Source organism: Rhodococcus cercidiphylli, from assembly GCF_033042225.1.
Lineage (GTDB): Bacteria > Actinomycetota > Actinomycetes > Mycobacteriales > Mycobacteriaceae > Rhodococcoides.
The window spans coordinates 435,538-456,925 of the sequence record NZ_JAWLKE010000006.1 but is presented as its reverse complement, the minus strand read 5'-3'; the positions used below and the strand labels follow the sequence as shown (position 1 = coordinate 456,925).

The window sequence follows — 21,388 nt, the reverse complement described above, 5'->3', positions numbered from 1 at the left end:
GACAGTGTCGATGTCACTGAAATAAAGGGGACCCCGCGCACCCGGCAGAGCCCATTGACCCTTGCTGCCTTCCGGCCCTGGGGGAGTTCACAGGATGCGCGCCGCGCGGGATCCGTTAGGAAGTGTAGCCGCCTCCCGTCCGACATCACATCACCACCCTTCGCGCCTCCCGATTTGGGAGATGGTGGGGGTAACCGGGTAAGCTCCCCCACGGAGGATTCGCCTAGTGGCCTATGGCGCTCGCCTGGAACGCGGGTTGGGTTAACGCCCTCAGGGGTTCAAATCCCCTATCCTCCGCCAGAGAAGCCCCCGTGACATGTCACGGGGGCTTCTTGCTGTTCGAGGCGAGATTGTTCACCCGCCCGCTCTGGTTCGCGCCCACCCCGTTCGCGTCAATGGACCACTGCACCGGTCAGACGTAGGCAGTGGTCCATCCACCCAGTTCACGTCTCCGCGTCGATGTCACATTGACGCGGCCAGACGTATGCAGTGGTCCATTGACGCGGGGCGGGGCCGAACTATCGAGCCGACCAACCACCGTCCATGGTGTATGACGCTCCGGTCACCATGCCGGCGTTTTCGGAGGTCAACCAGCCCACCAGTGAGGCGACTTCGGCCGGTTCGACGAGTCGCTTGATGGCCGCCTCGGTCAGCAGAACTTTCTCGAGTACCTCGTTCTCGGGGATGCCGTGTGCCTTGGCCTGGTCTGCGATCTGTGTTTCCACCAGCGGCGTTCGGACGTATCCCGGGTTGACGCAGTTGCTCGTCACACCGTGGGCGGCACCTTCGAGAGCCGTCACTTTCGACAGTCCTTCGAGTGCGTGTTTCGCGGTGACGTAGGCGACCTTGAATTCCGAGGCACGCAGTCCGTGCACCGAGGACAGGTTCACCACCCGACCGAAACCGCGAGAGTACATGTGCGGCAACGCAGCTCGGACCAAAAGGAACGGTGCCTCGACCATCAGCGTCTGGATTCTGCGGAATGCGCCCGGGTCGAAGTCGACGATCGGTGCGACGGTCTGGATACCCGCATTGTTGACGAGGATGTCGACGTCCAACCGAAGGTCGTCCAACGCGGTGGTGTCGAGCAGATCCACCGACCAGACGTCTCCACCGATCTCCGACGCCAATTCCTTTGCGGCAACGTCGTTCACATCGGCGACGGTGACGCGGGCACCGCGACCGGCGAGCTCGCGTGCACACGCGGCCCCGATGCCGGACGCTCCCCCGGTGACGAGGGCGGAGCGTCCGTTCAGGTCGGTCATCGCTGTGCAGTCTTGTCGAGCAGACCGGCCTTCGCCAGCTCGGCCTCGGTGGCCAGGTTCTTGGCGTCGGCGATGTCGATGCTTTCCAGCGCCAGTCCCTTGGTCTCCCGAGCGACGACGACGGCCACGACGGTGATCGCGCAGGCCACGGCCAGGTACACCGCGATCGGGACGGACGAGCCGTAGATGTCGAGCAGCTTGACCGCGATGATCGGGGCCAGCGAACCGGCGACGATCGAGGTGACCTGGTAGCCGAGGGACACACCGGAGTACCGCATCCGCGTCGGGAACATCTCGGCCATGATGGCCGGCTGCGTGGCGTACATGAAGGCGTGGAACATCAGACCGATGATGATGGCCAGCATGATGACGACGTTGTGGCCGCTGTTCATCATCGGGAAGGCGAAGAAGCCCCACGTTGCTGCGGTGACGGCTCCGGCGAAGTAGACCGGGCGACGTCCGACGCGGTCGGCGAGCTTGCCCACCAACGGAATCGTGCAGAAGTGAATCGCGTGGGCGATGAGCATCCACCACAGGATCGTGGAGGTGTCGGTACCCACCTCGACCGACAGGTACGTGATGGAGAAGGTGACGACGAGGTAGTACATGACGTTTTCACCGAAGCGCAGTCCCATCGCGGTGAACACGCCACGCGGGTAACGCTTGACGACCTCGAAGACGCCGTACGACGCGGCCTTGATGACCTCGGCCTGCTTGTGTGCCTCGAGGAAGATCGGGGCGTCGGAGACCTTGGTGCGGATGTAGTAGCCGACGAAGACGATGACGGCGGAGAGCCAGAACGCGACGCGCCAGCCCCAGCTGAGGAAGGCTTCGTCGGACAGTGTGGTCGTCAGGACGAGCAGCGCGACGGTGGCGAGCAGGTTGCCTGCGGGGACGCCGGCCTGCGGCCAGCTGGCCCAGAATCCGCGGGACTTGTTCGGGCTGTGTTCTGCGACGAGGAGAACCGCGCCGCCCCATTCGCCGCCGACGGCGAAGCCCTGGATGAATCGCAGGGTCACCAGCAGTCCCGGTGCCCAGTAGCCGATGGCCTCGAAGGTCGGTAGGCAGCCCATGAGGAACGTGGCTCCGCCGACGAGGACGAGGCTGAACTGCAGCAACTTCTTTCGGCCGTACTTGTCGCCGTAGTGGCCGAAGACGATGCCGCCCAACGGACGTGCGACGAACCCGACGGCGTAGGTGACGAAGGCCGCGAGGATCGCGTCGAGCTCACTGGTTCCGGCAGCGAAGAAGATCTTGCTGAACACCAGCGTTGCGGCGGTGCCGTAGAGGAAGAACTCGTACCACTCGACGATGGTGCCTGCCATCGACGCCCCGACGACCTTCTTCAGGCCTGTGGGCGTGGCATCGGGATCCGGTTCTGGTCGTTCTGTCAGCGGCTGATCGACGCTCATGTTTTCTCCTGTGTTACTCAGCACGTCACGTTCATGCATGTGATGGACCACACAACTGCGGGTTGCTCTGAGTATTGGTGCAGATGTTTGTGGGCGCAAGAGCCATGAACGCAGGTCGGATCTGCAAAACTGCACACATGACGCTCGGTGGCGCGAAGATCCCCAGTGCAGACGACCTGCTGGTGCTGCTCGCTGTCAGTCGTACCGGTCGCTACAGCTCCGCCGCCGACGACCTGGGCATCAACCACACGACCATTTCCCGACGCATCGCCGCACTCGAGGACACGCTCGGCGGCCGGGTTCTCACCCGTGGTGCCGGTGGCTGGGAACTGACACAGCTTGGCCGCGGCGCACTGGCCGCGGCGGAGGCCGTCGAGGATGCGCTGCGCACCCTCGTCTCGAGCGATGTCGGCGCGTTGGAAGGCGTCGTACGAATTTCGGCGACCGACGGATTCAGCGCCTACATCGCGGCTCCGGCCGCGGCGCGGGTGCAGCGCGCTCATCCGCGGGTGTCCGTGGAAATCGTGGCGGTCACCCGGCGCGCGTCGCAGCAACGATCGGGCCTGGACATCGAGATCGTCGTCGGCCAACCGCAAGTGCATCGCGCCGAGGCCATCCGGCTCGGGGACTATCTACTCGGCCTCTACGCATCCGAGGACTATCTGGAGGACCACGGAACTCCGCAGGTGCCGGCCGACCTCTCCGCACACCCGTTCATCTACTTCATCGATTCGATGCTGCACGTCGACGATCTCGATCTGGCCCCCAACTTCACCCCGACGATGCGCGAATCGGTCACCTCCACCAACGTCTTCGTCCACGTCGAGGCCACCCGCGCATCCGCGGGCATCGGGCTGTTGCCGTGCTTCATGGCCGACCGCCACCCCGACCTCCGACGAGTCCTGCCCGACGCCATCGCCGTGAAACTGACCTACTGGCTCGTCACCCGTACCGAAACACTGCGACGGCCGGAGGTGTCGGCGGTGGTCGACGCCATCCGGGCCGTCGTCACCGAACAGCGCTCGGCACTGCTGGGTGAACACTGAATACCTACGTCCCATAAGGAGAGTCCCCCCGATGACAGATATCGAGTTCTATTTCGATCCGGTGTGCCCGTTCGCCTGGATGACCAGCAAATGGGTTCGCAAGGTCCAGGCCCAGCGCGACTACACCGTCGACTGGCGGTTCATCTCGCTGCGACTGCTCAACTCGCACATCGACTACGACGCGCACTTTCCACCCGAGTACGAGGCCGGGCACACCGCGGGTCTGCGGCTGTTGCGGGCTGCTGCCGATATTCGTCGTGAGCACGGGTCGGCCGCGATCGGGCCACTGTACGAGGCCCTCGGCACCCACATCTTCGACACCGAGGTCGTGCCCGACGACGCTACGAGCCACGGCCATCGCGGCACCGCAGAATTCCTCGGGCCGATCCTCGAACAACTCGGACTGCCCACCCGTCACACTGCAGCACTGGATGATTCGTCCCTCGACGACGAGATCCAGGCCGAAACCGATCATGCTCTCTCACTGACCGGCAAGGACGTCGGCACCCCCATCATCGCCTTCGAGCCGCCGGACGGCGTCGCGTTCTTCGGGCCGGTGATCAGCCGTCTACCCAGCGACGAAGAGGCAGTGCCACTGTGGGACAACGTGATCGGACTCGCTCGCTTCCCCGGATTCGCCGAGATGAAGCGCAGTCTGCGTGAGCTCCCCCAGCTGAAGGCGCTGGGCGTTCAGGAGGACGAGGCGGGCGTGCAGCAGGACTGGCACGGTGGGAGCCGACGCCAGAAGAAGTGAGTTACCCGCAGAATTATTCGCCCAGAACATCGTCCATGTTGCCGACTTCCGGGGTTCCGGCATCGAGGCCGTAACACAGGTAGACAGTGCCTTTGTCACCGACAGCCGGTGGCACGAGCAACGTCAGGTTACTGGGCACGGTGCCGTCGGCGAAGACTCTCTTTCCCACTCCGAGCAGGATGGGATGCACCCACAGATCGAGTCGATCGAAGAGCTTCTCGCGCAACAGAGTCTGAACCAGATCGAGGCTTCCGACGACCTTGATGTGGTCGTGTCGATCTCGGATTTCGCGCACCGCGCCGACCAGGTCCGGTCCGAGTTGAGTCGAACCGTCCCACCGCAGATCGGGTGTGCCGCGCGAGGCCACGTATTTCGGTATGGCGTTGAACAACGTTGCGAACGAGCCTTTTTGGTTCGGCCAGTACGCGGCGAAGATGTCGTAGGTGTGCCTCCCGAGCAGGAGCGCGTCCGTGCCCTCGTATGCGGCGTCGACCTGCGCTCCGGAGACCTCGTCGAGCAGAGGAACCTGCCAGCCACCGTAGGGGAAATTCTCGGGATCTTCCTCGGGGCTTCCGGGTGATTGTGCGACGAGGTCGAGGGTGGCGAACAGCTCCAACGTGATGAGGCCCATGATTGCTCCTGGTTTTGTAGGACGGAATCTCTTTCAGATCAATACTTTTCGTAGTGTCTCGGCGAATTCGGTCGGCTTTCCCGTTTGGCCGAATTCGCCGCCGAGGAAGCCCGAGTGGCCGCCGGGAAAGACGATCGGCTCCGATCCGAGGAGCGCTGCAGTCGAATACGCTGCGCGAGCCGCGATGTGACCGTCCTCGGGACCGCCGGATTCTTCCCCTACGCCGATCACCACCGCGGTGGGAGCAGCGCGCAATGCATCGACATCCGGCGCGAAATCGACGCCTCCCCCGCGCATGTTGGACATCAGGGCATCGTCGCGGGTTCCGTCGTCCTCGGTCGGAAGGCCGAACTGCGCCGGGTCCGGTGCCGGGCGAGCGAAGAACGCATCGTCGATGGGGCCTACGTGCATCAGCAGCGACATGAATTCGGCCATGGCCGGGCCTCGGCCGTGAGCGTCGTACGTGGCCACCATGTGTGCGCACACCGCCGCAATGTTCTCGTGGTCCGGCAGAGTGCCTCCGGCGGGCGGTTCGTGGGCCACCAACGTCCGAACGTCGGACGGGTACTTGCTGACGAGAACCAGCGCATTGACCGCGCCCCCGCTGGAGGCGAAGACATCGACAGGACCGTGGCCGACGGCGGTGAGCACTGCATGCAGGTCGTCGGCATGTTCGCCGACGGTGACCGCCGCGGTCGCGTCGTCTCGTCGACTACGTCCGACATTTCTCGGGTCGTAGGTGACGACCACCCGGTCGCGGAAGTGCGATGCCAACGTACCGAACCCACTGGCATCCATCGGTGAGCCGATGAGCACCAAGGGCGTGGCCCCGGGCTCGAGCTCGCCGATCACGTCGTAGGTCAGGGTCGCACCGCGAACGGAAACGGTCTGTGTCGTCATGATCAGGTGGACCTCGGCGCGAGCAAAAACTCACCGGTCGTCACGCAGGCGAGCGTCGGTTACGAACTCGGCGCTGCTGGGCGAGATACAACAGTCCCGACGCGAACCTGGATGTGGCCGCCGCGAACGGAGCGAGTCGACAGATCATGCAGCCGTGGCGTCATCGTCGTCCACGGATGTGCCTCGATGTCTGACCCTCCGAGTCGGCAGGCAAGCTTCGCCAGCGGGGTCCACACCGCCGCCCGTCCGACGGGTCGCTGCATATCGACGACGGCCACGGCACCGCCCTCGCGAGTGTGCGCGATCATCGAGTCGAGAGCCGCCTGCCACGGCGTCATCAGCGAGAGCGCATACGTACTCAGCGCAGCATCGAACTCAGCCTCGCCCAGATCCGCGCTGGTGAGGGCCGTGGCGTCGGCGGCGACCAGCGTGACGTTGTCCCAGCCGGCTCGGTCGGCTCGCCGCCTGGCCTGTTCGAGCATCTGTGAGCTCGCGTCGACTCCGGTGATCGAGCCGGTCGGTCCGATCATCCGCTGCAAACCGGCGAAGTTCAGACCCGTACCGCAGCCGAGGTCCAGAACATGGCTTCCCGCAGGCAGATTCAGCAGCTCGAACGCCGACTCCCGACCGGCTCGATACACCGGCCATTCGAAGGAGATCACGTCGTACAGGCGGGCCGACATCGTGTATTTCGTCGGTCGTCTCATGTCGGGTCTCTCCAGGGCGCGGGCATAGTGGGAAGTATGGGAATCCGTCGTTCGTCTTCGAGTGTGCCCGAGAACCGTGCCGACGTGGTCGTGGTGGGCGGCGGCACCGCCGGCATCGTGGCGGCGAAGACCGCAGCTGGCTTCGGCGTTCGCGTCGTGCTGATCGAGCGCGAACGCACCGGCGGCGATTGCCTCTGGACCGGATGCGTTCCGTCCAAAGCACTGCTCGCGGCGGCCTCGGCGGCACAGACGGTTCGATCCGCGTCCCGCTTCGGCATCGTCACCCAGCCACCGATTGTGGATTTCGCACGCGTTATGCAGCACGTACACGGCTCGATCGCCGAGATCGCGCCGATCGATTCGCCGGAGGCACTCACCGAAGCCGGGGTGGACGTGATCAGTGGCGACGCCGTTTTCACGGGTGCGAACACGGTGAAAGTCGGAACGCGGATACTGCATTTCGGTCAGGCAATCGTGACCACCGGCGCGCATCCCACGGTGCCGGCGATCGACGGCATCGACAACGTGGACTATCTGACCAGTGACACCCTGTGGGATCTGAAGGACTTGCCGCAGCGACTGCTCATAGTCGGTGCCGGTACGGTGGGTTGCGAAATGGCGCAGGCATTCTCGCGTCTCGGATCGGACGTCACCCTCGTCGGACGGTCGGCCACGATCCTTCCCCGCGAGCATCCTGAGGCCTCGTCGATCCTGACGCAGGCGTTGACCGACGAGGGCGTGCGCGTGCTGACCTGCACCACCGTCGTGCGCATCGCCGACGGCTCGGCCGTGACCGATACGGGTGTCGAGATCCCATTCGATCGAGTGCTCATCGCCACCGGACGGACTCCGAGAACCGCGTCGCTCGGCTTGGACGCGGCCGGTGTGAAACTGAACGACAACGGATTCGTGCAGGTCGACGAGCATCTGCGAACCACCAATCCTCGCATCTGGGCGGCCGGAGATCTCACCGGTCATCCTCAGTTCACGCACACTGCGGGTGTGCACGGCAGTCTGGCTGCGAGCAATGCGGCACTCGGTCTGAACCGAAAAGTGAGTACGACGGGAACTCCGCGGGTGACGTTCACCGATCCCGAGATCGCCTCGGCGGGAATCGATGTGCGGACCGCTCGCAGTCGCGGACTACGGCTGCAAATTCTGGACCACCACCACGTCGATCGCGCCGTCACCGAGAAAGCTACGAACGGATCGACGACGCTGGTGCTCGATGCCAAGCGTCGCATCGTCGGGGCGTGTGTGGTGGGACCGCGAGCGGGCGAGACGATCGGCGAGCTGATCATCGCCATCGAGCAGGGGCTGCGTACCCGTGACCTAGCCGGAGCCACCCATCCGTATCCGACGTACAACGACGGACCGTGGAACGCGGCGATAGCAGACGTGAAGGCGCAGTTGGGTTCTCCGGTGATTTCCCGAGCAACGACCGCACTGGCGAAAGTGCGCGGCACGTGGATCAGGAGAGCGCGCGATACCCAGCGATGATTCGCTGGGTGGAGCTCACCGCGACCACCGCCGCCCAGACCACCGCGATCTGCCACGAGATACCGGGCAGCAGTAGCCAGAGACTGTGCACCGCAATGGTTTCGGCACCCTCGGCCAATCCGCCCAGGAACGACAGCGATCGACCGTCGTCGATGGTACGACCGGTGCGCTCGGCGATCGAGGAGAACGCCAGGAACGCGGTGCCGTTGATGTAGTACGCCAACAGCACCAGCAAGAACGGCCACCAGGGGGCGTCGTATCCGGCCGAGGCACCGACCGCGACGCCCACCACCGTGGTGCCGTACACCACGAAGTCGGCGGTGATGTCGAAGAATCCGCCCGCACCAGCCGTATTGGAACGCCTACGCGCAAGTGGCCCGTCCAGGCCGTCGGCGATGCGGGAGACGATCCACAACACCAAGGCGAGCAACCAGAACTGCAGCCCCGCGGCCAGTGCACTGCCGAGGCCGAGCACCAGTCCAGCGGCGGTGATGCGGTCGGGTGTGATCGCGGGGCGGTCGAGGGCCCGGGCACAGCGATCGAGCGGGCTTTCGAGGTGGCGACGCAGAAAGCTGTCGATCATTCGGCAGCGCCGGTGAGACCCAGGCGGCGTGCCAACAGCGCCGAACCGGCCGCGATAGCCAGTACTGCGAGCAATGCGATGGCGAACGGCCACGAGAATGGAGACGTTCCGTAGGCCCCGAGCGCGGTGTAGGCGACAGTCGCCGGCACGATGCCGACCATCGTGCCCACCACGTAGTCACGTTGCCCCACCGCGCTGACTCCGGCCGCGTAGTTGACCAAGGAGAACGGCAGCGGCACCAGACGCACGAGTAGAACCGAGAGCAATCCACGTCGTCCGAGCATGGCGTCGAGCCGGCGGAGCCTGTCCCATTCGGTGCGGGCCACCTGGCCGCGTCCCAGCGCCCGCGCTCCCCAGTACCCGAGATACGCCCCGATCGTGGCGGCGAACACCACGACGGTTGCGCCCACCGCCAATCCGAACAGCAGTCCCGACGCGATGGTCAACGTGCTGGCGGGGAACGGAGTGGCCGACAGGACGGCATAGAGCACCACGAACAGCGCGATGCCCCACGGCCCGGCCGATGCGACTCGGTCACGGATTAACGACGGATCGGGTAGGTCGACGGTGCCGAGCACGATCACCAGAGCGATGACGACCACGGCAGCCGCGAGCAATTTCAGGGTGGTGCCGCGGCGACTACGCGTCGGGCGGTCCTGCGTCACGGTGTGTGCCTCTCGTCCGGCGGTCAGGATCCATTGTGCACAAGACCCGTGTGCCCGCGTGTTCAGCGGTTGTCTCATTCGACCGATTACGGTGGTGAGGGCAGCGTCGACGATGGCTGCTTCGGTTGATCTGGAGGGCCCACGGTGATTCGTTCAGTACGGTGCGCAGTGACGATTGCGGCGAGCGCAGGGCTGCTGCTGACCTCCTGCGCTGCGCCGGATTCGGAAGCACCGATTGCCGAGGCGCAGTCGTGGAGCGAGATCGAACAGCAGGCGCAGGGGCAGACCGTCTCGCTCTGGATGTACGGCGGCGACGAGCAGGGCAATGCCTACGTCGACGACGTGCTCACCCCCGCGGCGGCCGCGGAAGGTGTCACGCTGCGGCGCGTGCCGGTGGAATCGACCACCGACGCCGTGAACCGCATCCTGTCCGAGCGACAGGCCGGGGTCACCGACGGCGAAGTGGATCTGGTGTGGGTCAACGGCGCGAACTTCGGCACCGGTAAGCAGGCCGGCGCATGGCTGTGCGGCTGGCCGCAGAATCTGCCGAACATGGAACTGACCGATCCCGAGGATCAGCTGTTGCTCGACGACTTCGGCACTCCGGTCGAGAACTGCGAATCACCCTGGCACAAAGCTCAATTCACCCTCGTCTACAACGCGGCAGCCATCCCCGATCCGCCGACGACATTCGACGGCGTGCTCGACTGGGCTCGCGCGAACCCGGGTCGCTTCACCTACCCCGCTCCCCCGGACTTCACCGGCTCGGTGTTCGTGCGTGAGGCGTTGATCAATGCCTCCGGCGGGGTCGACGAGGTTCCCGCTCAGTTCGATCAGGACTCCTACGACCGCTTGGCCCCGGCGTTGTTCGATCAATTGAACGAGCTCGCCCCGTCGCTGTGGCGCGAGGGAACGACGTACCCGCAGTCCTCCTCCGAGCTCGACGCCCTCTACGCCGGTGGCCAGGTCGACATGACGATGACGTACGGCCCCGCAACCCTCCCGAAGCTCGTCGCCGACGGCACCTTCCCACCGGAGACCCGCGTCCTGACTCTCGACGAGGGAACCGTCGGGAATGCGAGTTTCCTTGCCATTCCGTCGACGTCGGGGAAGTCGGCCGCGGCTCAGGTGGTTGCCAATCTTGCTTTGTCGCCCGAGCAACAACTCGAAAAGGCGACGCCGGACGTGTGGGGGCAGTTCACCGTGCTCGATATCGACCGATTGCCCGATGACGCCCGAGCCCGGTTCGAGGCGTTGCCGAGCTCGACTGTTCTGCCCTCCTACGAGGAGCTGTCGGAAAACGCGCATCCCGAACTCTCGGCCGATTGGGTCTCGCCGGTCGACGAGGGTTGGCGTCGAAGCGTGCTCGCCGGTCAGTGAGCGCGTCCACGAAGAGCTTTCGCGGCACGGCGGCGGTCTTGCCTGCCGTAGTGCTGGTAGTTCTGGTCGTCGGCGGCGGTCTCGGAACCGTGGTGCTGCAGAGCCTGGGTCTGATGCCGTTGGTCGGAACCCCCGAACTATCGGTCGACGCATACTCCGCTCTGGGCGATGACCTGTGGCGCTCGGTGGTGCTGACGCTGTCGATTGCCGTCGTGTCGACGGCGTTGGCCACGGTGATCGGGCTTGCCGCGGCGCTGACGGCGTTGTCGGGTGGACGCGCCGCGTTGGTCGCCGCCGGATTGGCCGTCACGGTGCCGCACTTGATCGGGGCGGCCGCGATGGCCCTGTTGCTGGCGGATTCGGGCATGCTGCCCCGCATTCTCGGACTCACCGACGGCGGTTGGCCGGAGTTGGTCGGCGGGCGGTGGTGGATCGCTGTCGTCGCCGAATATGCCTGGAAGGAATCGGCTTTCGTAGCCGTCGTCGTGGCCGGAACGCTCGCCACCCGAGTCGCCGCATTCGAAGAGACGGCGGCGACCTTGGGTGCCGGCCGGTGGGCTCGGCTCCGGTTGGTCACTCTGCCGTTGGCTCGTCCCGCGCTGATCGCGTCGGCGGCCATCGCGTTCGCCTATACCGTCGGCTCCTACGAGGTGGCCCGCATTCTGGGTCGACCGTATCCGGAGCCGTTGTCGGTGATGGCAATTCGCCTGTTCACCTCGATCGATCTTCAGACGCGTCCGCAGGCAGCAGCTGCCGCGACGATCGCTACCGCGCTGACGGTGGTCGTGGCCGCCGTGGCCCTGCACTATCTGCGCAGATCGGCAGCGTGGAGATGAAAAGGGTTCTTCCCGCCGTCGGCAGGTCCGCTCTGGTCCTGTGGTTCCTGCTGCCGCTGATTCCGGTTGTCTTGTGGGCCATCAGCAATCGCTGGTCGTTTCCCGGTTCGGTTCCCCAGGAATGGGGATTCGACGGCGTTAGGAGTGCTCTCGACACTGGTGGCGTCGATGCGTTCGTGCGATCGACCCTTCTCGCTCTCGTCGTCGCCGCCATCGCAACGCCATTGGGCGCGTTGGCCGCTCGCGCCCTGGTGAACGGTACTGTCCGCTTCCCCGCTTTCGTGGCCGGGATCCTCTTCGCGCCGCTTGCCCTTCCCCCGTTCGCCGTGGCATTGGGACTCGATGTTCTGGTGCTGCGCTCACGCATTCCGAGCACGGTGGCGGTGATCGCGTTGCTGACCGTTGCGGCCATTCCGTACACGACGTATCTGATGCGAGTGGCGTTCGGCGCGTACGACATCGGCTACGAGGAGGAGGCACGCACTCTCGGTGCGTCGAGTGCCATGGTGCTGCGGCGAATTCGCATTCCCCTGCTGGCTCCGGCGTTGGCGGGGGCGGCGTTGCTCGCGTTCCTCGTGGCGTGGAGCGACTACGTGATCACCTTGTTGATCGGTGGAGGCAGACTGGTCACCGTGCCCATTCTCGTCGCCTCGTTCGCTGCGGGAACCGGTAACGATTCGGTGGTGGCTGCGCTGTCGGTCGCCGCCGTGGTGCCGCCGCTGTTGCTGGTGCTCATGCTGGCCCGGCTGCGTCGTAGGAGTGCACGATGAGCGTCGAACTGTCCGTACACGGACTCACCAAAGTCCATACCGGTCAATCGGTTGCGGCACTGGATTCGTTGGATCTCACCGTGCCGCCGGGGTCGTGTACGGCGATTCTCGGGCCGTCGGGTTCGGGAAAGAGCACGGCGCTGCGGCTCATCGCGGGACTGGATTCGCCCACTGCCGGCACCGTGCACATCGACGGCCACGAGGTGACCGATACAGCGGCCGAGAAGCGCGGCGTCGGAATGGTGTTTCAGCGTCCGATGTTGTTCCCGCACATGTCGGTACTCGACAACATCGGCTTCGCCTACCGAGCTGCCGGGGAGAGTCGCAAGCGTTCGCGCGAACGTGCCCGGGAGTACCTCGACCTGGTGCATCTGGGTGACATCGGGGGACGGGCGGTCTCCGAGGTGTCGGGCGGGCAAGCGCAGCGGGTGGCGTTGGCGCGTTCACTCGCCGGGTCGCCGCGAGTGTTGTTGTTGGACGAACCATTCAGTGCGCTGGACCCGGTGTTGCGTACCGAGATGCACGATCTGGTGCGCGAATTGCGTTCGACGCTGGATCAGACCCTGCTACTCGTCACCCACGATCAGCAGGAAGCGGCGGTGCTGGCCGATTCGGTGGCGGTGCTCATCGACGGCCGATTGGAGCATCACTCCGATATCGCAACGGCCTACACGCGCCCGAGCACGTTGGCAGTCTCGCGACTGATGGGCGGGATGAACGAAATCGAGGGGCAGTGGGATGGGGTTGGGGTGCATAGCTCCGAGCTCGGGGAGCTGGAGGTCGACGGAGTTTATCTGCCGGCCGGGCCTGCCGTGCTGCTGTTGCGACATGAGCTGATTGCGCTGAATGACAACGGGATTCGTGGGGTTGTTTCGGGTCTAAGGCCAACCGGATTTCGCAGCATCGCCGACGTGACGGTGGGCTCGACGGTGTTGAAAGTGGAGTTGGCGGCGGGATCTACTGTGCGGGTCGCGGATGCAGTGGGATTGAAGATTCCGGGTGGGGCGCGGTTCGTTATCGGTCGGTAACTATGGATGGAAAGGCGAAGGGGCTTACGCCGTGAGCGTTTGGACGCCGTGGTTCTCGACCCCGCCCGTACGAAAACTGCAGTTAACACAACGTCAGGATACGGCCGCCCCACGTTAGCTGACCTATTGTCTAGATCGACCCCTCGACGCGGCGGCCTGAATCGCTCAACCTCGCGAACGTAATTCTTTATGTTACGAAACGAGAGAACGGTAATCTCGGGGCCAGACTAGTATCTGCACAGTGACCCTCATCCTGGCTGCGACGGTCGGCCACCACGTGTTTCACACAAGCGACCGACTGATCACCGTGCCGAGCCGGGTCAAGAACCGAAGCCAAGCGTGGGACATTGCCAGCAACAAGACGGTAATCGTCGTCGCTAGTGACTGCTGGCTTGTTATCGGCTACACCGGCCTCGCCTACTTGGACGGCATACCAACAGACCAATTCATCGCCGAAGCAATATCAGGCCAGAAGAATCTTGCTGGAAGCGGAATTTCCGCTTGGGGACTCCCTGCAGACAAAATGCACTACCGGTCAATCACTAGCCGGCTCTCAGCAGCGATCGAAAACGCCTATACTCGGCTCCCCTCACACGTTCGGCGCTATCCAACCACCATCCTCGGTGCAGGCCTTCAACACGCCACACCCCGCCTCCGCCAGGTCATGTTCGAAACAGTGCACTGCGAGTCAGGAACAACACACACCGAACTAGCCAAACGACACGTGCCCAGTCAAACCTTTCATGTGAACGCCGTCGGCTCCTACAATCCACTCGTTCACGGAATGCTCCGCCAGGCACTGAAAAGACACGGGTCCACCTCGGCGCACAAGTTCCAATCCTTGATGACGGATGCGGTTCGCACTACAGGCCAGATGTCTGACGTCGTCGGTGAAGACGTACTCGCGGTCACGCTGCAGCCCACCGAGCGCAGAATCGAAGTCACTTTCAATCAGGCTGACACGTCCATACAGATACCGATGCCGGCGGGAGCCGGCGACGATCCCGACCAATGGGCGGACCATCCCCGCGTGTACACCCCATTCGCATTACTGCCGGGCATGATTTTTCATCCAGCCGTCGCATCGGTGGGAGGATGGAACACTACCATCGACAAGGGGCCGCCCCTCGAATACACGATCTCGGGTCGCGGGCTAAATCCCAGGCAAGGTCGTTTCTATTACGGATCTCACCCGCGTAAGCAGCCGCCCAGCTAAGCCTCGAATCAAGGCAGGAAATAAGGCTCGCTGCTAGCACCAGACTTCGGGCACACAAGTTCCGTTTGAGGATGTCCAGTTACCGCACGGTCAACGTGAGTTGACGGCGGGGCCCCGAGTCACTCTGTTGTATCCCAGACGACGGTTCAAGCAAGGCATCACGGTTGATCAACCGCGCTGTGGTGGGCAGTACCGGAGATCGACCAGCAAGTCATTGAAGAGTCATTGTCGACATTGTTCTTCCTTGATATCGGCGGTCGTGCGCAAGGCACGGCTATCTCCCGTGCAAGACTGCTTTATGACCGAGGACGAGCCATACCGCATCGTTGCTGCTCACCAGCTTGACCCATCCGGTGCTCAGGGAACGTGGTTCTGGGCATGGGTAGTGGTCGACTGCGTCGATGAAACGGCGATTGGAGTCCTCGTAGTAGACAAGGTAGCGCGTGAGATCGATCTTGACTCGGATGACTTTGTCTTCGAAGACGCCGGAGTCGTTAAGATCATTCACTGTCGCAGAAAACCGCTCGCGAAGGAGCTGATCAGCGAGGGGCAACGGGAACTAGCCGGGCAGCCGACTCCCATCGTCTTGTACAAGCCAGGAGTCGCCACCGAAAAGGGCCTGAATGCCTGTAGCGAGCTTCCGCTGGACCCAAAGATGGAACGCAAGATCAGCTACGCGGCCAATCGGAGAGATTCGGAAGCACCGGATCGAGTCTTGGCCGACGACAAGGCGAAAGCCCTGGGCGAGCTGTACTTGCCTCTCACCGCAACTTTTCTTGGGTTAGCAGCGGTCTCCCCCAAATGAAGCCGCAACCCGCAAGAGCTGTCGAAACGGTGCGTCAGGCTGCTGCGACTACGCTCGCCGCTTCGATCAACGCGTTCGCGTGCTGATCTGCAGCACGGTGAACGAAGTCTTCCTTGATTGCGAAGACCCGCATGATGATCCAACCACCAGCAAAAAACCGAGGACCAAAGCGCCCGGCGGGTGCATGCGCGAGCATCGAAGGCCATCGTTAGAGCACCCCGCACTTCAACAACGCACCAGAAACTAAGATCACCCCATGCCCGCCGGCCGCTTCGCACCCAGTCCCTCCGGCGACTTGCATCTCGGCAATCTACGAACCGCATTGTTGGCCTGGCTCTTCGCCCGCGCCACTGAACGACGTTTCGTCATGCGCGTCGAAGACCTCGATCGCGTGAAACCCGGCTCGGAGCAACGTCAACTGGACGACCTCGCCGCCATCGGACTCGACTGGGACGGGCCGATCATGCGGCAATCCGAGCGTCGGGAAATCTACGACGCCACGATTCGCACGCTCACCGCCGCCGGGATGACGTACGAATGTTTCTGTACGCGTCGGGAAATCCAACAGGCGGCATCCGCACCCCACGCTCCCGACGGCGCATATCCCGGAACCTGTCGAAATCTGACCGCAGACCAAAAAGCAGCGAAGGACCGCCCACCCGCCATTCGATTACGTTCGCAGGTAACCGAATTCACCATCGTCGACCAGCTGCACGGCCTCTACAGGGGCCAGGTGGACGACTTCGTCCTCCGCCGATCCGACGGCGTCCCCGCCTACAACCTCGCCGTCGTCGTCGACGATGGCGCACAGGGCGTCGACCAGATCGTGCGCGGCGACGACCTCCTCACCTCCGCGCCGCGGCAGGGATATCTGGCGCAACTTCTCGGCCTCACCCCCGCGACCTACGTCCATGTGCCTCTCGCTCTGAACATCGAGGGCAAGCGTCTGGCCAAGCGAGACGGCGCGGTGACCCTGCGCGAGCGGCCCGACGCGTGGTCGCTCATCACCGCCTCGCTCGGCATGCCGAATGCGAACGACGCCGAGGAACTGCTCGAACAGTGGAAGCCGACGCTGGTACCGCGCGAACCGTGGGTGTTCGACCCCTCGAATCTCTGACCGTTGTACCGATCGAGATCACGTTGCAATGCGACAGGACCCAACTGCGCACGAATCGGACGTACAGTGGCCGCGACAACTCTTCCCGAGGGAGAAGGACACGATGACCTCAGGCGGTTACGACCCCGACAAGGATCCGCAGAACCCCGGCGGCTATCCCCCGCCGCAGGGCGGCTACCCGCCCCCTCCCCAGGGCAACTACCCACCACCTCAGCAGGGCGGCTATCCACCACCCGGCAACTACCCGCCTCCCCCGCAGGGCAACTACCCGCCCCCGGGCAACTACCCACCGCCCCCGCAGGGCAACTATCCGCCGCCTCCGGCCTTCGGTGAGTCACCGATGCCGACGCAGCTGTCCGTGGGAACGGCCATCGGCTACGGCTTCAACAAGTTCAAGGAAAACGCCCTCGTCTGGATCGGCATCGTCCTCATCGCCGCGATCATCCAGGGCGTTCTGAACTACGTGTTGAGCTCCGACAACTTCGTCCTCAGTTTGTTCTTCAGTGTCATCGTCGGAGTCGCCACGCTCCTCATTCAGGCGGCACTCGTCCGCGGCGCTCTGCACGAGGTGGACGGGATGAAGCCCGCGTTCGGGTCGTTCTTCCAGTTCAACAACGTCTTCGCCATCGTCATCGCCGGCATCCTCGTCGGCATCGCAACCGGCATCGGCTACATCCTGCTGGTCATCCCCGGACTCGTCGTCACGTTCTTCACGTGGTGGACCTTCCAATTCGTCATCGACCGCGGCGACGAGCCGATCCCCGCCATCAAGGCCAGCGCCAAGGCGATCGCGTCGAACGGTGGCACGATCTTCGTGCTCGCGCTCGCCCTGTTCGGCCTGAACGTCCTCGGTGCGATCCTGCTCGTGGTCGGCCTGCTGGTGACCATTCCGATCACGATCATCGCCGGAACCTACGCCTACCGCGTCACGGTGCGCGGACGCGTCGCCTGACCTGAGATCCGCCTCGATGGGCGCGCATCCCTCACCCGGGATTCGCGCCCATCGTCGTCTCGGTGCTTGGATCGAGCAGTGACTACTACCGAACACACCGCCGCCAACGGCGGCACCGAGTCTGGGCAGGCCACGTTCGCTCACATCAGCCGGGGCTACTACCCCACCATCGTCGCGCTTTTCGTCGCGACGCTGCTGATCTCGAACGTGGCCGCCAGCAAAGGTGTCGCCTTCTTCGCCTCGTCCGACGTCATGCTCGGACCACTGCAGATCCTGCCGATCAACACCGACGGCGCATTCTTCCTGTTCCCCCTCGCCTACATCCTCGGCGACGTCCTCAGCGAGGTCTACGGCTTCAAAGCCGCACGCCGCGCGATCTACCTCGGCTTCGGCTCCCTGATCCTCACCTCGGTGTGCTTCTGGATCGCCATCGAACTCCCCGCCGCCTCGTTCTACGAGAACCAAGAGGCCCTCGAAACCGTCGTCGGTGTCGTTCCCCGACTCGTACTCGCCGGTCTCGCCGGCTTTGCCGTCGGCCAGCTGCTCAACTCCTACGTCCTGGTCAAGATCAAGGAACGCACCAAGGAAAAGCACCTGTGGGCGCGCCTGATCGGCTCAACCGTCGTCGGCGAATTCTTCGACACGCTGATCTTCTGCGCCATCGCCGCCGGCGTCATCGGCATCAGCACGTGGACCGACTTCATCAACTACGTCGTCGTCGGATTCCTGTGGAAGACACTCGTCGAGGTCCTCGTCCTCCCCATCACGTACCGCGTCATCTCGTACATCAAGAAGCGGGAACCGTCGTACCAGAGCAGTTAGCTCGCAACCCATTCTCGACTGACCTCGAGGTAGCGCCCTCGCGCTGCCTCGAATGTCGCGACGGCCCGGGTTCCCGGCCAGTCCTCCGGTGTCATGGACGGCGGGAGGCCCGGGTCGACGTAGGGAATGACGCGCCACTCGTCGAGCAGCGTCGCGAACGTGACGAACGCGTCCCGCGGATTCCGAGCCGGGGCGACGGTCTCGTAAGCGGCAAGAAATGCCCGATGCCGATCGGCGATGCCGGCCAGATCCCACCATTGCGCAGCGCTCTCACGCAACGTGGTCGGCGGCGCGACCTCGGAGGCGACGAAAGTCGTCACGTAGGGCGAAAGCTCCAACGCGTCGACAATGGCACCGGCCTCCTCCGCGAGGTAGTCGGGTGCGATCCATAAACCGGGTGAAACTGTGCCGCAGCCAATTCCGGTGAGTCGACGCCTCAGCTGGTGGCGCGCGGCGCGTTGGGTCTCGGGGATGGTGAACGAGATGAGCCGAAACGGGTCGCCGTCGGCCATCCGCCGAAACCCGAAGATCCGACCGTCGCCGCGCGCGAACATGGCGTCGGCCTGCTCGGTGATGCGATAGCCGGTGCGGCCCTCACGATTACTCGATACGACGACGCCCTTCTTCTTCAACCTGGCCACCGCGATGCGCGTGCTCTCCGGCGGCACCCCGAGCGCGTCCATCCAGATGACGACATCGGCGATGGCGAACCACCCTCCGAGCGGGCGAACGTAGGCCCCGAGCACCGTGCGCACGAGTGAGGTGGCGCTTCCCGGACGGGACTCGAAGTCGTCGAGGATCGCCCCGGCAGGATTAGGAGCGGAGTTCGTCACGGATCGCCACGATTCCCAGGTACACCTCTCGATAGGAAGTACTGAGAGGGCTCAATCCCAGGCGAATACCCTGCGGCGCGCGGTAATCCGGGATGACGCCCTTCTCCCACAGGCGAGCGGTGATCGCCTTGAACTCGGGATGGTCGATGGTGACGTGACCGCCGCGTCGATTCGCGTCCTCGGGTGAGGCGATCTCCACCCCGAGCGGTACCAGCATCTCGCGGACCAGTTCGAGGGCGTATTCGGTCAGCGCAACGGACTTCGCGCGTATCGCGTCCATCCCCACCTCGGCGATCATCTCGATGGTGTCCTGCATCGCGATCATTCCGAACACCGACGGCGTGCCACTGATGACGCGTCGAATACCCTGTGCCGGAACGTAACCCTGCGCCATCTCGAACGGATCGGCGCGACCCATCCAGCCCCAGATCGGCTGGACGAAATCGCTCTGAAGATCACTGCGCACGTACGCGAAAGCCGGCGAGCCGGGTCCTCCGTTGAGGTACTTGTACGTGCACCCGACGGCCAGATCCACTCCCCAGGAATCGAGTTCGAGCGGTACCGATCCGACGGAGTGGCACACATCCAGCAGCATCAAAGCTCCGGCAGCATGCGTGATGCGTGTCGCCTCGGCCACGTCGACGAGGAAGCCGGAACGGTAGGCGACGTGAGTGATCACCACCAAGGCGGTGTTCTCCCCCACCACCTCCGCAAGTTGTTCCGGTTCGATACCACCGCGGCGGTCCGTCTCGATCCACCGCAGGGTCATATTCAGCTCTGCTGCAATGCCTTCGAGCAAGTATCGATCGGTCGGGAAGTTATCGCGGTCGATGACGATCTCGGTGCGGCCCGGCCGCATGGCGATCGCAGCCCGCGCCAGTTTGTACAGCAGTACCGTCGTCGAATCGCCGATGGTGGTCTGGCCGGGCGCTGCCCCGAGGGTGGCGTCGGCCAGGGCGTCCCCGATGGTGACGGGGAGATCGAACCACTGCTCGTCCCAGCCACGGATCAGGCGTCCACCCCAGGCCTGCGTCATGAAGGTGTTGATCCGTTCGACGCTGGCCTTGGTGGGCCGGCCCAGCGAGTTACCGTCGAGATACGCGCTGATCGACGGATCGTCACTGCCGAGGAACTTGTCGCGGTAGCTGCGGAGTGGATCCTTCTCGTCGAGTTCGAGTGCGCGTTCCGTCATCGTCCGATGTCCGTTCTCACAGCGAGCAATTCGGGGAAGAAGGTGAGTTCGAGTGCCTTCTGCAGAAATCCGACACCACTCGAGCCTCCGGTCCCGCTCTTCATCCCGATGATACGGAGCACCGTTTGCATGTGCCGGAAGCGCCACAGCTGGAAGTTCTCCTCGAGATCGACGAACTCCTCGAAGGCCTCGTACACCGCCCAATGTTCGGTGTGATTCTCGTAGACGAACTTGATCAGCGGCATCAGGTCCTCGTTGAACGTGTACGCCGCGGTGACGTCACGATCGAGGGCAGATGCCGGCACGTCGTAGCCTTGCCGGGCCAGCGATTGCCAGAAGGCGTCGTACAGGCTCGGCTCGTGCAGCAGCGTCGAAAGCAATTGGTGCGCAGCCGGATCGGAATCGAAGACCGTCAGCATGCCCGCATTCTTGTTTCCCAGCACGAACTCCACGGCCCGGTACTGATACGACTGGAAACCCGACGAGTTGCCGAGGAAGTCGCGGAACTGCGAGTACTCCGTCGGGGTGAGAGTGGCCAGTACCGACCACTGCTCGGTCAACGTCTTCTGGATGTGCTTGACCCGGGCCACACATTTCAGCGCGGTACCGATGTCGTCGGCATCGAGAGCTGCTCGCGCGGCCAGGGTCTCGTGCAGTACCAGCTTGAGCCACAGTTCGGTGGTCTGGTGCTGAATGATGAACAGCAATTCATCGTGATGCTTGGGGGTGCTCACCGGTTTCTGGGCGCTGAGCAACGTGTCGAGGTCCAGGTACGCGCCGTAACTCATACGGTCTCTGAAGTCGGTGACGACGGTCTTCTCTATCGCGCGGGTATTGCCTTCGACGCTCATGGCTGGTCCTCGAGGTGATGGGCTGATCTCGACAGCGTATTACAGAATCGTGCCGCCCGCCAGATCTACGACATACTACGGTTTCACGAATCCCGACCGTCGCCTATCCTCGAAGTACCGACT

22 protein-coding genes, 1 tRNA gene and 1 other RNA gene are annotated in these 21,388 nt (G+C 63.9%); 13 read left to right on the top strand and 11 right to left on the bottom strand.

Annotation, left to right across the window (positions count from 1 at the left end; all coding sequences use genetic code 11):
* Positions 1-22 precede the first annotated feature (22 nt).
* Positions 23-117: signal recognition particle sRNA small type (gene ffs / locus R3P95_RS17980), an RNA gene on the bottom strand.
* Positions 118-212: 95 nt separating this feature from the next.
* Between ffs and R3P95_RS17975 the strand changes: the two genes are divergently transcribed.
* Positions 213-300 (top strand) — tRNA-Ser (locus tag R3P95_RS17975).
* A gap of 218 nt (positions 301-518) precedes the next feature.
* Here the strand turns inward: R3P95_RS17975 and R3P95_RS17970 are convergent.
* Together R3P95_RS17970 and R3P95_RS17965 are read right to left on the bottom strand one after the other, a co-directional pair.
* A complete protein-coding gene (locus tag R3P95_RS17970; protein WP_149407251.1) occupies positions 519-1,265 on the bottom strand; it encodes a 3-hydroxybutyrate dehydrogenase in 747 nt (248 codons plus the stop codon).
* Positions 1,262-2,677 carry an MFS transporter gene (locus R3P95_RS17965; RefSeq protein WP_094669902.1) on the bottom strand — a complete coding sequence of 472 codons (1,416 nt, stop codon included), beginning with the start codon at positions 2,675-2,677 and terminating at the stop codon, positions 1,262-1,264. The genes R3P95_RS17970 and R3P95_RS17965 overlap by 4 nt, the downstream gene beginning before the upstream one ends.
* A 137-nt stretch (positions 2,678-2,814) precedes the next feature.
* On the opposite strand from R3P95_RS17965, the gene R3P95_RS17960 reads away from it, so the two are divergent.
* Both R3P95_RS17960 and R3P95_RS17955 read left to right on the top strand, forming a co-directional pair.
* A complete protein-coding gene (locus R3P95_RS17960; RefSeq protein ID WP_149407250.1) occupies positions 2,815-3,723 on the top strand; it encodes a LysR family transcriptional regulator in 909 nt (302 codons plus the stop codon).
* Positions 3,724-3,754: 31 nt separating this feature from the next.
* Entirely contained in the window at positions 3,755-4,477 is a 723-nt protein-coding gene (locus tag R3P95_RS17955; RefSeq protein ID WP_317549052.1) for a mycothiol-dependent nitroreductase Rv2466c family protein, read from the top strand.
* A gap of 13 nt (positions 4,478-4,490) precedes the next feature.
* Here R3P95_RS17955 and R3P95_RS17950 read toward each other — a convergent pair whose 3' ends face one another.
* The 3 genes from R3P95_RS17950 to R3P95_RS17940 are packed head-to-tail and all read right to left on the bottom strand — an operon-like array spanning position 4,491 to position 6,715.
* Complete coding sequence (locus R3P95_RS17950; protein WP_317549051.1) at positions 4,491-5,108, bottom strand: dihydrofolate reductase family protein; 618 nt, start codon at positions 5,106-5,108, stop codon at positions 4,491-4,493.
* Between the two features lie 33 nt (positions 5,109-5,141).
* Positions 5,142-6,008 carry an alpha/beta fold hydrolase gene (locus tag R3P95_RS17945; RefSeq protein ID WP_317549050.1) on the bottom strand — a complete coding sequence of 289 codons (867 nt, stop codon included), beginning with the start codon at positions 6,006-6,008 and terminating at the stop codon, positions 5,142-5,144.
* Between the two features lie 59 nt (positions 6,009-6,067).
* Positions 6,068-6,715 carry a class I SAM-dependent methyltransferase gene (locus R3P95_RS17940; RefSeq protein WP_317549049.1) on the bottom strand — a complete coding sequence of 216 codons (648 nt, stop codon included), beginning with the start codon at positions 6,713-6,715 and terminating at the stop codon, positions 6,068-6,070.
* A 63-nt stretch (positions 6,716-6,778) separates the two neighbouring features.
* Between R3P95_RS17940 and R3P95_RS17935 the strand changes: the two genes are divergently transcribed.
* Positions 6,779-8,215, top strand: a complete 1,437-nt coding sequence (locus tag R3P95_RS17935) for a dihydrolipoyl dehydrogenase family protein (RefSeq protein ID WP_317549048.1) — start codon at positions 6,779-6,781, stop codon at positions 8,213-8,215.
* On the opposite strand, the gene R3P95_RS17930 is transcribed toward R3P95_RS17935, so the two are convergent.
* On the bottom strand, positions 8,187-8,798 hold the full coding sequence (locus R3P95_RS17930; RefSeq protein ID WP_317549047.1) for a CDP-alcohol phosphatidyltransferase family protein: 612 nt from the start codon (positions 8,796-8,798) through the stop codon (positions 8,187-8,189). The two genes, R3P95_RS17935 and R3P95_RS17930, sit on opposite strands and share 29 nt — an antisense overlap.
* A complete protein-coding gene (locus tag R3P95_RS17925) occupies positions 8,795-9,463 on the bottom strand; it encodes a TVP38/TMEM64 family protein (RefSeq protein WP_317549046.1) in 669 nt (222 codons plus the stop codon). The genes R3P95_RS17930 and R3P95_RS17925 overlap by 4 nt, the downstream gene beginning before the upstream one ends.
* 168 nt (positions 9,464-9,631) lie before the next feature.
* On the opposite strand from R3P95_RS17925, the gene R3P95_RS17920 reads away from it, so the two are divergent.
* The 9 genes from R3P95_RS17920 (at position 9,632) to R3P95_RS17880 (ending at position 18,389) form a co-directional block, all read left to right on the top strand.
* Entirely contained in the window at positions 9,632-10,843 is a 1,212-nt protein-coding gene (locus R3P95_RS17920; RefSeq protein WP_317549045.1) for an ABC transporter substrate-binding protein, read from the top strand.
* Positions 10,844-10,893: 50 nt separating this feature from the next.
* Positions 10,894-11,679 carry an ABC transporter permease gene (locus tag R3P95_RS17915; RefSeq protein ID WP_317549044.1) on the top strand — a complete coding sequence of 262 codons (786 nt, stop codon included), beginning with the start codon at positions 10,894-10,896 and terminating at the stop codon, positions 11,677-11,679.
* Positions 11,676-12,449 (top strand): ABC transporter permease, encoded by a 774-nt coding sequence (locus R3P95_RS17910; protein WP_317549043.1) that lies wholly within the window; start codon positions 11,676-11,678, stop codon positions 12,447-12,449. The genes R3P95_RS17915 and R3P95_RS17910 overlap by 4 nt, the downstream gene beginning before the upstream one ends.
* Positions 12,446-13,477, top strand: a complete 1,032-nt coding sequence (locus R3P95_RS17905; protein ID WP_317549042.1) for an ABC transporter ATP-binding protein — start codon at positions 12,446-12,448, stop codon at positions 13,475-13,477. The genes R3P95_RS17910 and R3P95_RS17905 overlap by 4 nt, the downstream gene beginning before the upstream one ends.
* 241 nt (positions 13,478-13,718) lie before the next feature.
* Positions 13,719-14,693, top strand: a complete 975-nt coding sequence (locus R3P95_RS17900) for a hypothetical protein (protein WP_317549041.1) — start codon at positions 13,719-13,721, stop codon at positions 14,691-14,693.
* Positions 14,694-14,991: 298 nt separating this feature from the next.
* Positions 14,992-15,498, top strand: coding sequence for a hypothetical protein (locus R3P95_RS17895; protein WP_317549040.1), 507 nt, complete (start codon positions 14,992-14,994; stop codon positions 15,496-15,498).
* A 256-nt stretch (positions 15,499-15,754) separates the two neighbouring features.
* Positions 15,755-16,615 (top strand): tRNA glutamyl-Q(34) synthetase GluQRS, encoded by an 861-nt coding sequence (gene gluQRS / locus R3P95_RS17890; RefSeq protein ID WP_317549039.1) that lies wholly within the window; start codon positions 15,755-15,757, stop codon positions 16,613-16,615.
* Positions 16,616-16,718: 103 nt separating this feature from the next.
* Positions 16,719-17,567 (top strand): hypothetical protein, encoded by an 849-nt coding sequence (locus R3P95_RS17885; RefSeq protein WP_317549038.1) that lies wholly within the window; start codon positions 16,719-16,721, stop codon positions 17,565-17,567.
* Between the two features lie 78 nt (positions 17,568-17,645).
* The gene (locus R3P95_RS17880; RefSeq protein WP_068054742.1) at positions 17,646-18,389 is read left to right on the top strand and encodes a queuosine precursor transporter; all 744 of its coding nucleotides are present in this window, start codon (positions 17,646-17,648) and stop codon (positions 18,387-18,389) included.
* On the opposite strand, the gene R3P95_RS17875 is transcribed toward R3P95_RS17880, so the two are convergent.
* Genes R3P95_RS17875 through R3P95_RS17865 form a run of 3 tightly spaced genes read right to left on the bottom strand, consistent with a single transcriptional unit; the run spans position 18,386 to position 21,265 of the window.
* A complete protein-coding gene (locus R3P95_RS17875; RefSeq protein ID WP_317549037.1) occupies positions 18,386-19,222 on the bottom strand; it encodes a PaaX family transcriptional regulator in 837 nt (278 codons plus the stop codon). The two genes, R3P95_RS17880 and R3P95_RS17875, sit on opposite strands and share 4 nt — an antisense overlap.
* Positions 19,203-20,414: a kynureninase gene (kynU, locus tag R3P95_RS17870; RefSeq protein WP_317549036.1), complete on the bottom strand. Its 1,212-nt coding sequence runs from the start codon at positions 20,412-20,414 to the stop codon at positions 19,203-19,205. The genes R3P95_RS17875 and kynU overlap by 20 nt, the downstream gene beginning before the upstream one ends.
* Positions 20,411-21,265, bottom strand: coding sequence for a tryptophan 2,3-dioxygenase (locus R3P95_RS17865; protein ID WP_317549035.1), 855 nt, complete (start codon positions 21,263-21,265; stop codon positions 20,411-20,413). The genes kynU and R3P95_RS17865 overlap by 4 nt, the downstream gene beginning before the upstream one ends.
* Positions 21,266-21,388: the final 123 nt, after the last annotated feature.

What these genes read in the sequence shown, in the direction of transcription:
- R3P95_RS17970 (WP_149407251.1), bottom strand. Translation starts at nt 1,265, where the DNA reads ATGACCGACCTGAACGGACGCTCCGCCCTCGTCACCGGGGGAGCGTCC.
- gluQRS (WP_317549039.1), top strand. Translation starts at nt 15,755, where the DNA reads ATGCCCGCCGGCCGCTTCGCACCCAGTCCCTCCGGCGACTTGCATCTC.
- R3P95_RS17910 (WP_317549043.1), top strand. Translation starts at nt 11,676, where the DNA reads ATGAAAAGGGTTCTTCCCGCCGTCGGCAGGTCCGCTCTGGTCCTGTGG.
- kynU (WP_317549036.1), bottom strand. Translation starts at nt 20,414, where the DNA reads ATGACGGAACGCGCACTCGAACTCGACGAGAAGGATCCACTCCGCAGC.
- R3P95_RS17945 (WP_317549050.1), bottom strand. Translation starts at nt 6,008, where the DNA reads ATGACGACACAGACCGTTTCCGTTCGCGGTGCGACCCTGACCTACGAC.
- R3P95_RS17895 (WP_317549040.1), top strand. Translation starts at nt 14,992, where the DNA reads ATGACCGAGGACGAGCCATACCGCATCGTTGCTGCTCACCAGCTTGAC.
- R3P95_RS17960 (WP_149407250.1), top strand. Translation starts at nt 2,815, where the DNA reads ATGACGCTCGGTGGCGCGAAGATCCCCAGTGCAGACGACCTGCTGGTG.
- R3P95_RS17950 (WP_317549051.1), bottom strand. Translation starts at nt 5,108, where the DNA reads ATGGGCCTCATCACGTTGGAGCTGTTCGCCACCCTCGACCTCGTCGCA.
- R3P95_RS17955 (WP_317549052.1), top strand. Translation starts at nt 3,755, where the DNA reads ATGACAGATATCGAGTTCTATTTCGATCCGGTGTGCCCGTTCGCCTGG.
- R3P95_RS17905 (WP_317549042.1), top strand. Translation starts at nt 12,446, where the DNA reads ATGAGCGTCGAACTGTCCGTACACGGACTCACCAAAGTCCATACCGGT.
- R3P95_RS17965 (WP_094669902.1), bottom strand. Translation starts at nt 2,677, where the DNA reads ATGAGCGTCGATCAGCCGCTGACAGAACGACCAGAACCGGATCCCGAT.
- R3P95_RS17865 (WP_317549035.1), bottom strand. Translation starts at nt 21,265, where the DNA reads ATGAGCGTCGAAGGCAATACCCGCGCGATAGAGAAGACCGTCGTCACC.
- R3P95_RS17940 (WP_317549049.1), bottom strand. Translation starts at nt 6,715, where the DNA reads ATGAGACGACCGACGAAATACACGATGTCGGCCCGCCTGTACGACGTG.
- R3P95_RS17930 (WP_317549047.1), bottom strand. Translation starts at nt 8,798, where the DNA reads ATGATCGACAGCTTTCTGCGTCGCCACCTCGAAAGCCCGCTCGATCGC.
- R3P95_RS17885 (WP_317549038.1), top strand. Translation starts at nt 16,719, where the DNA reads ATGACCTCAGGCGGTTACGACCCCGACAAGGATCCGCAGAACCCCGGC.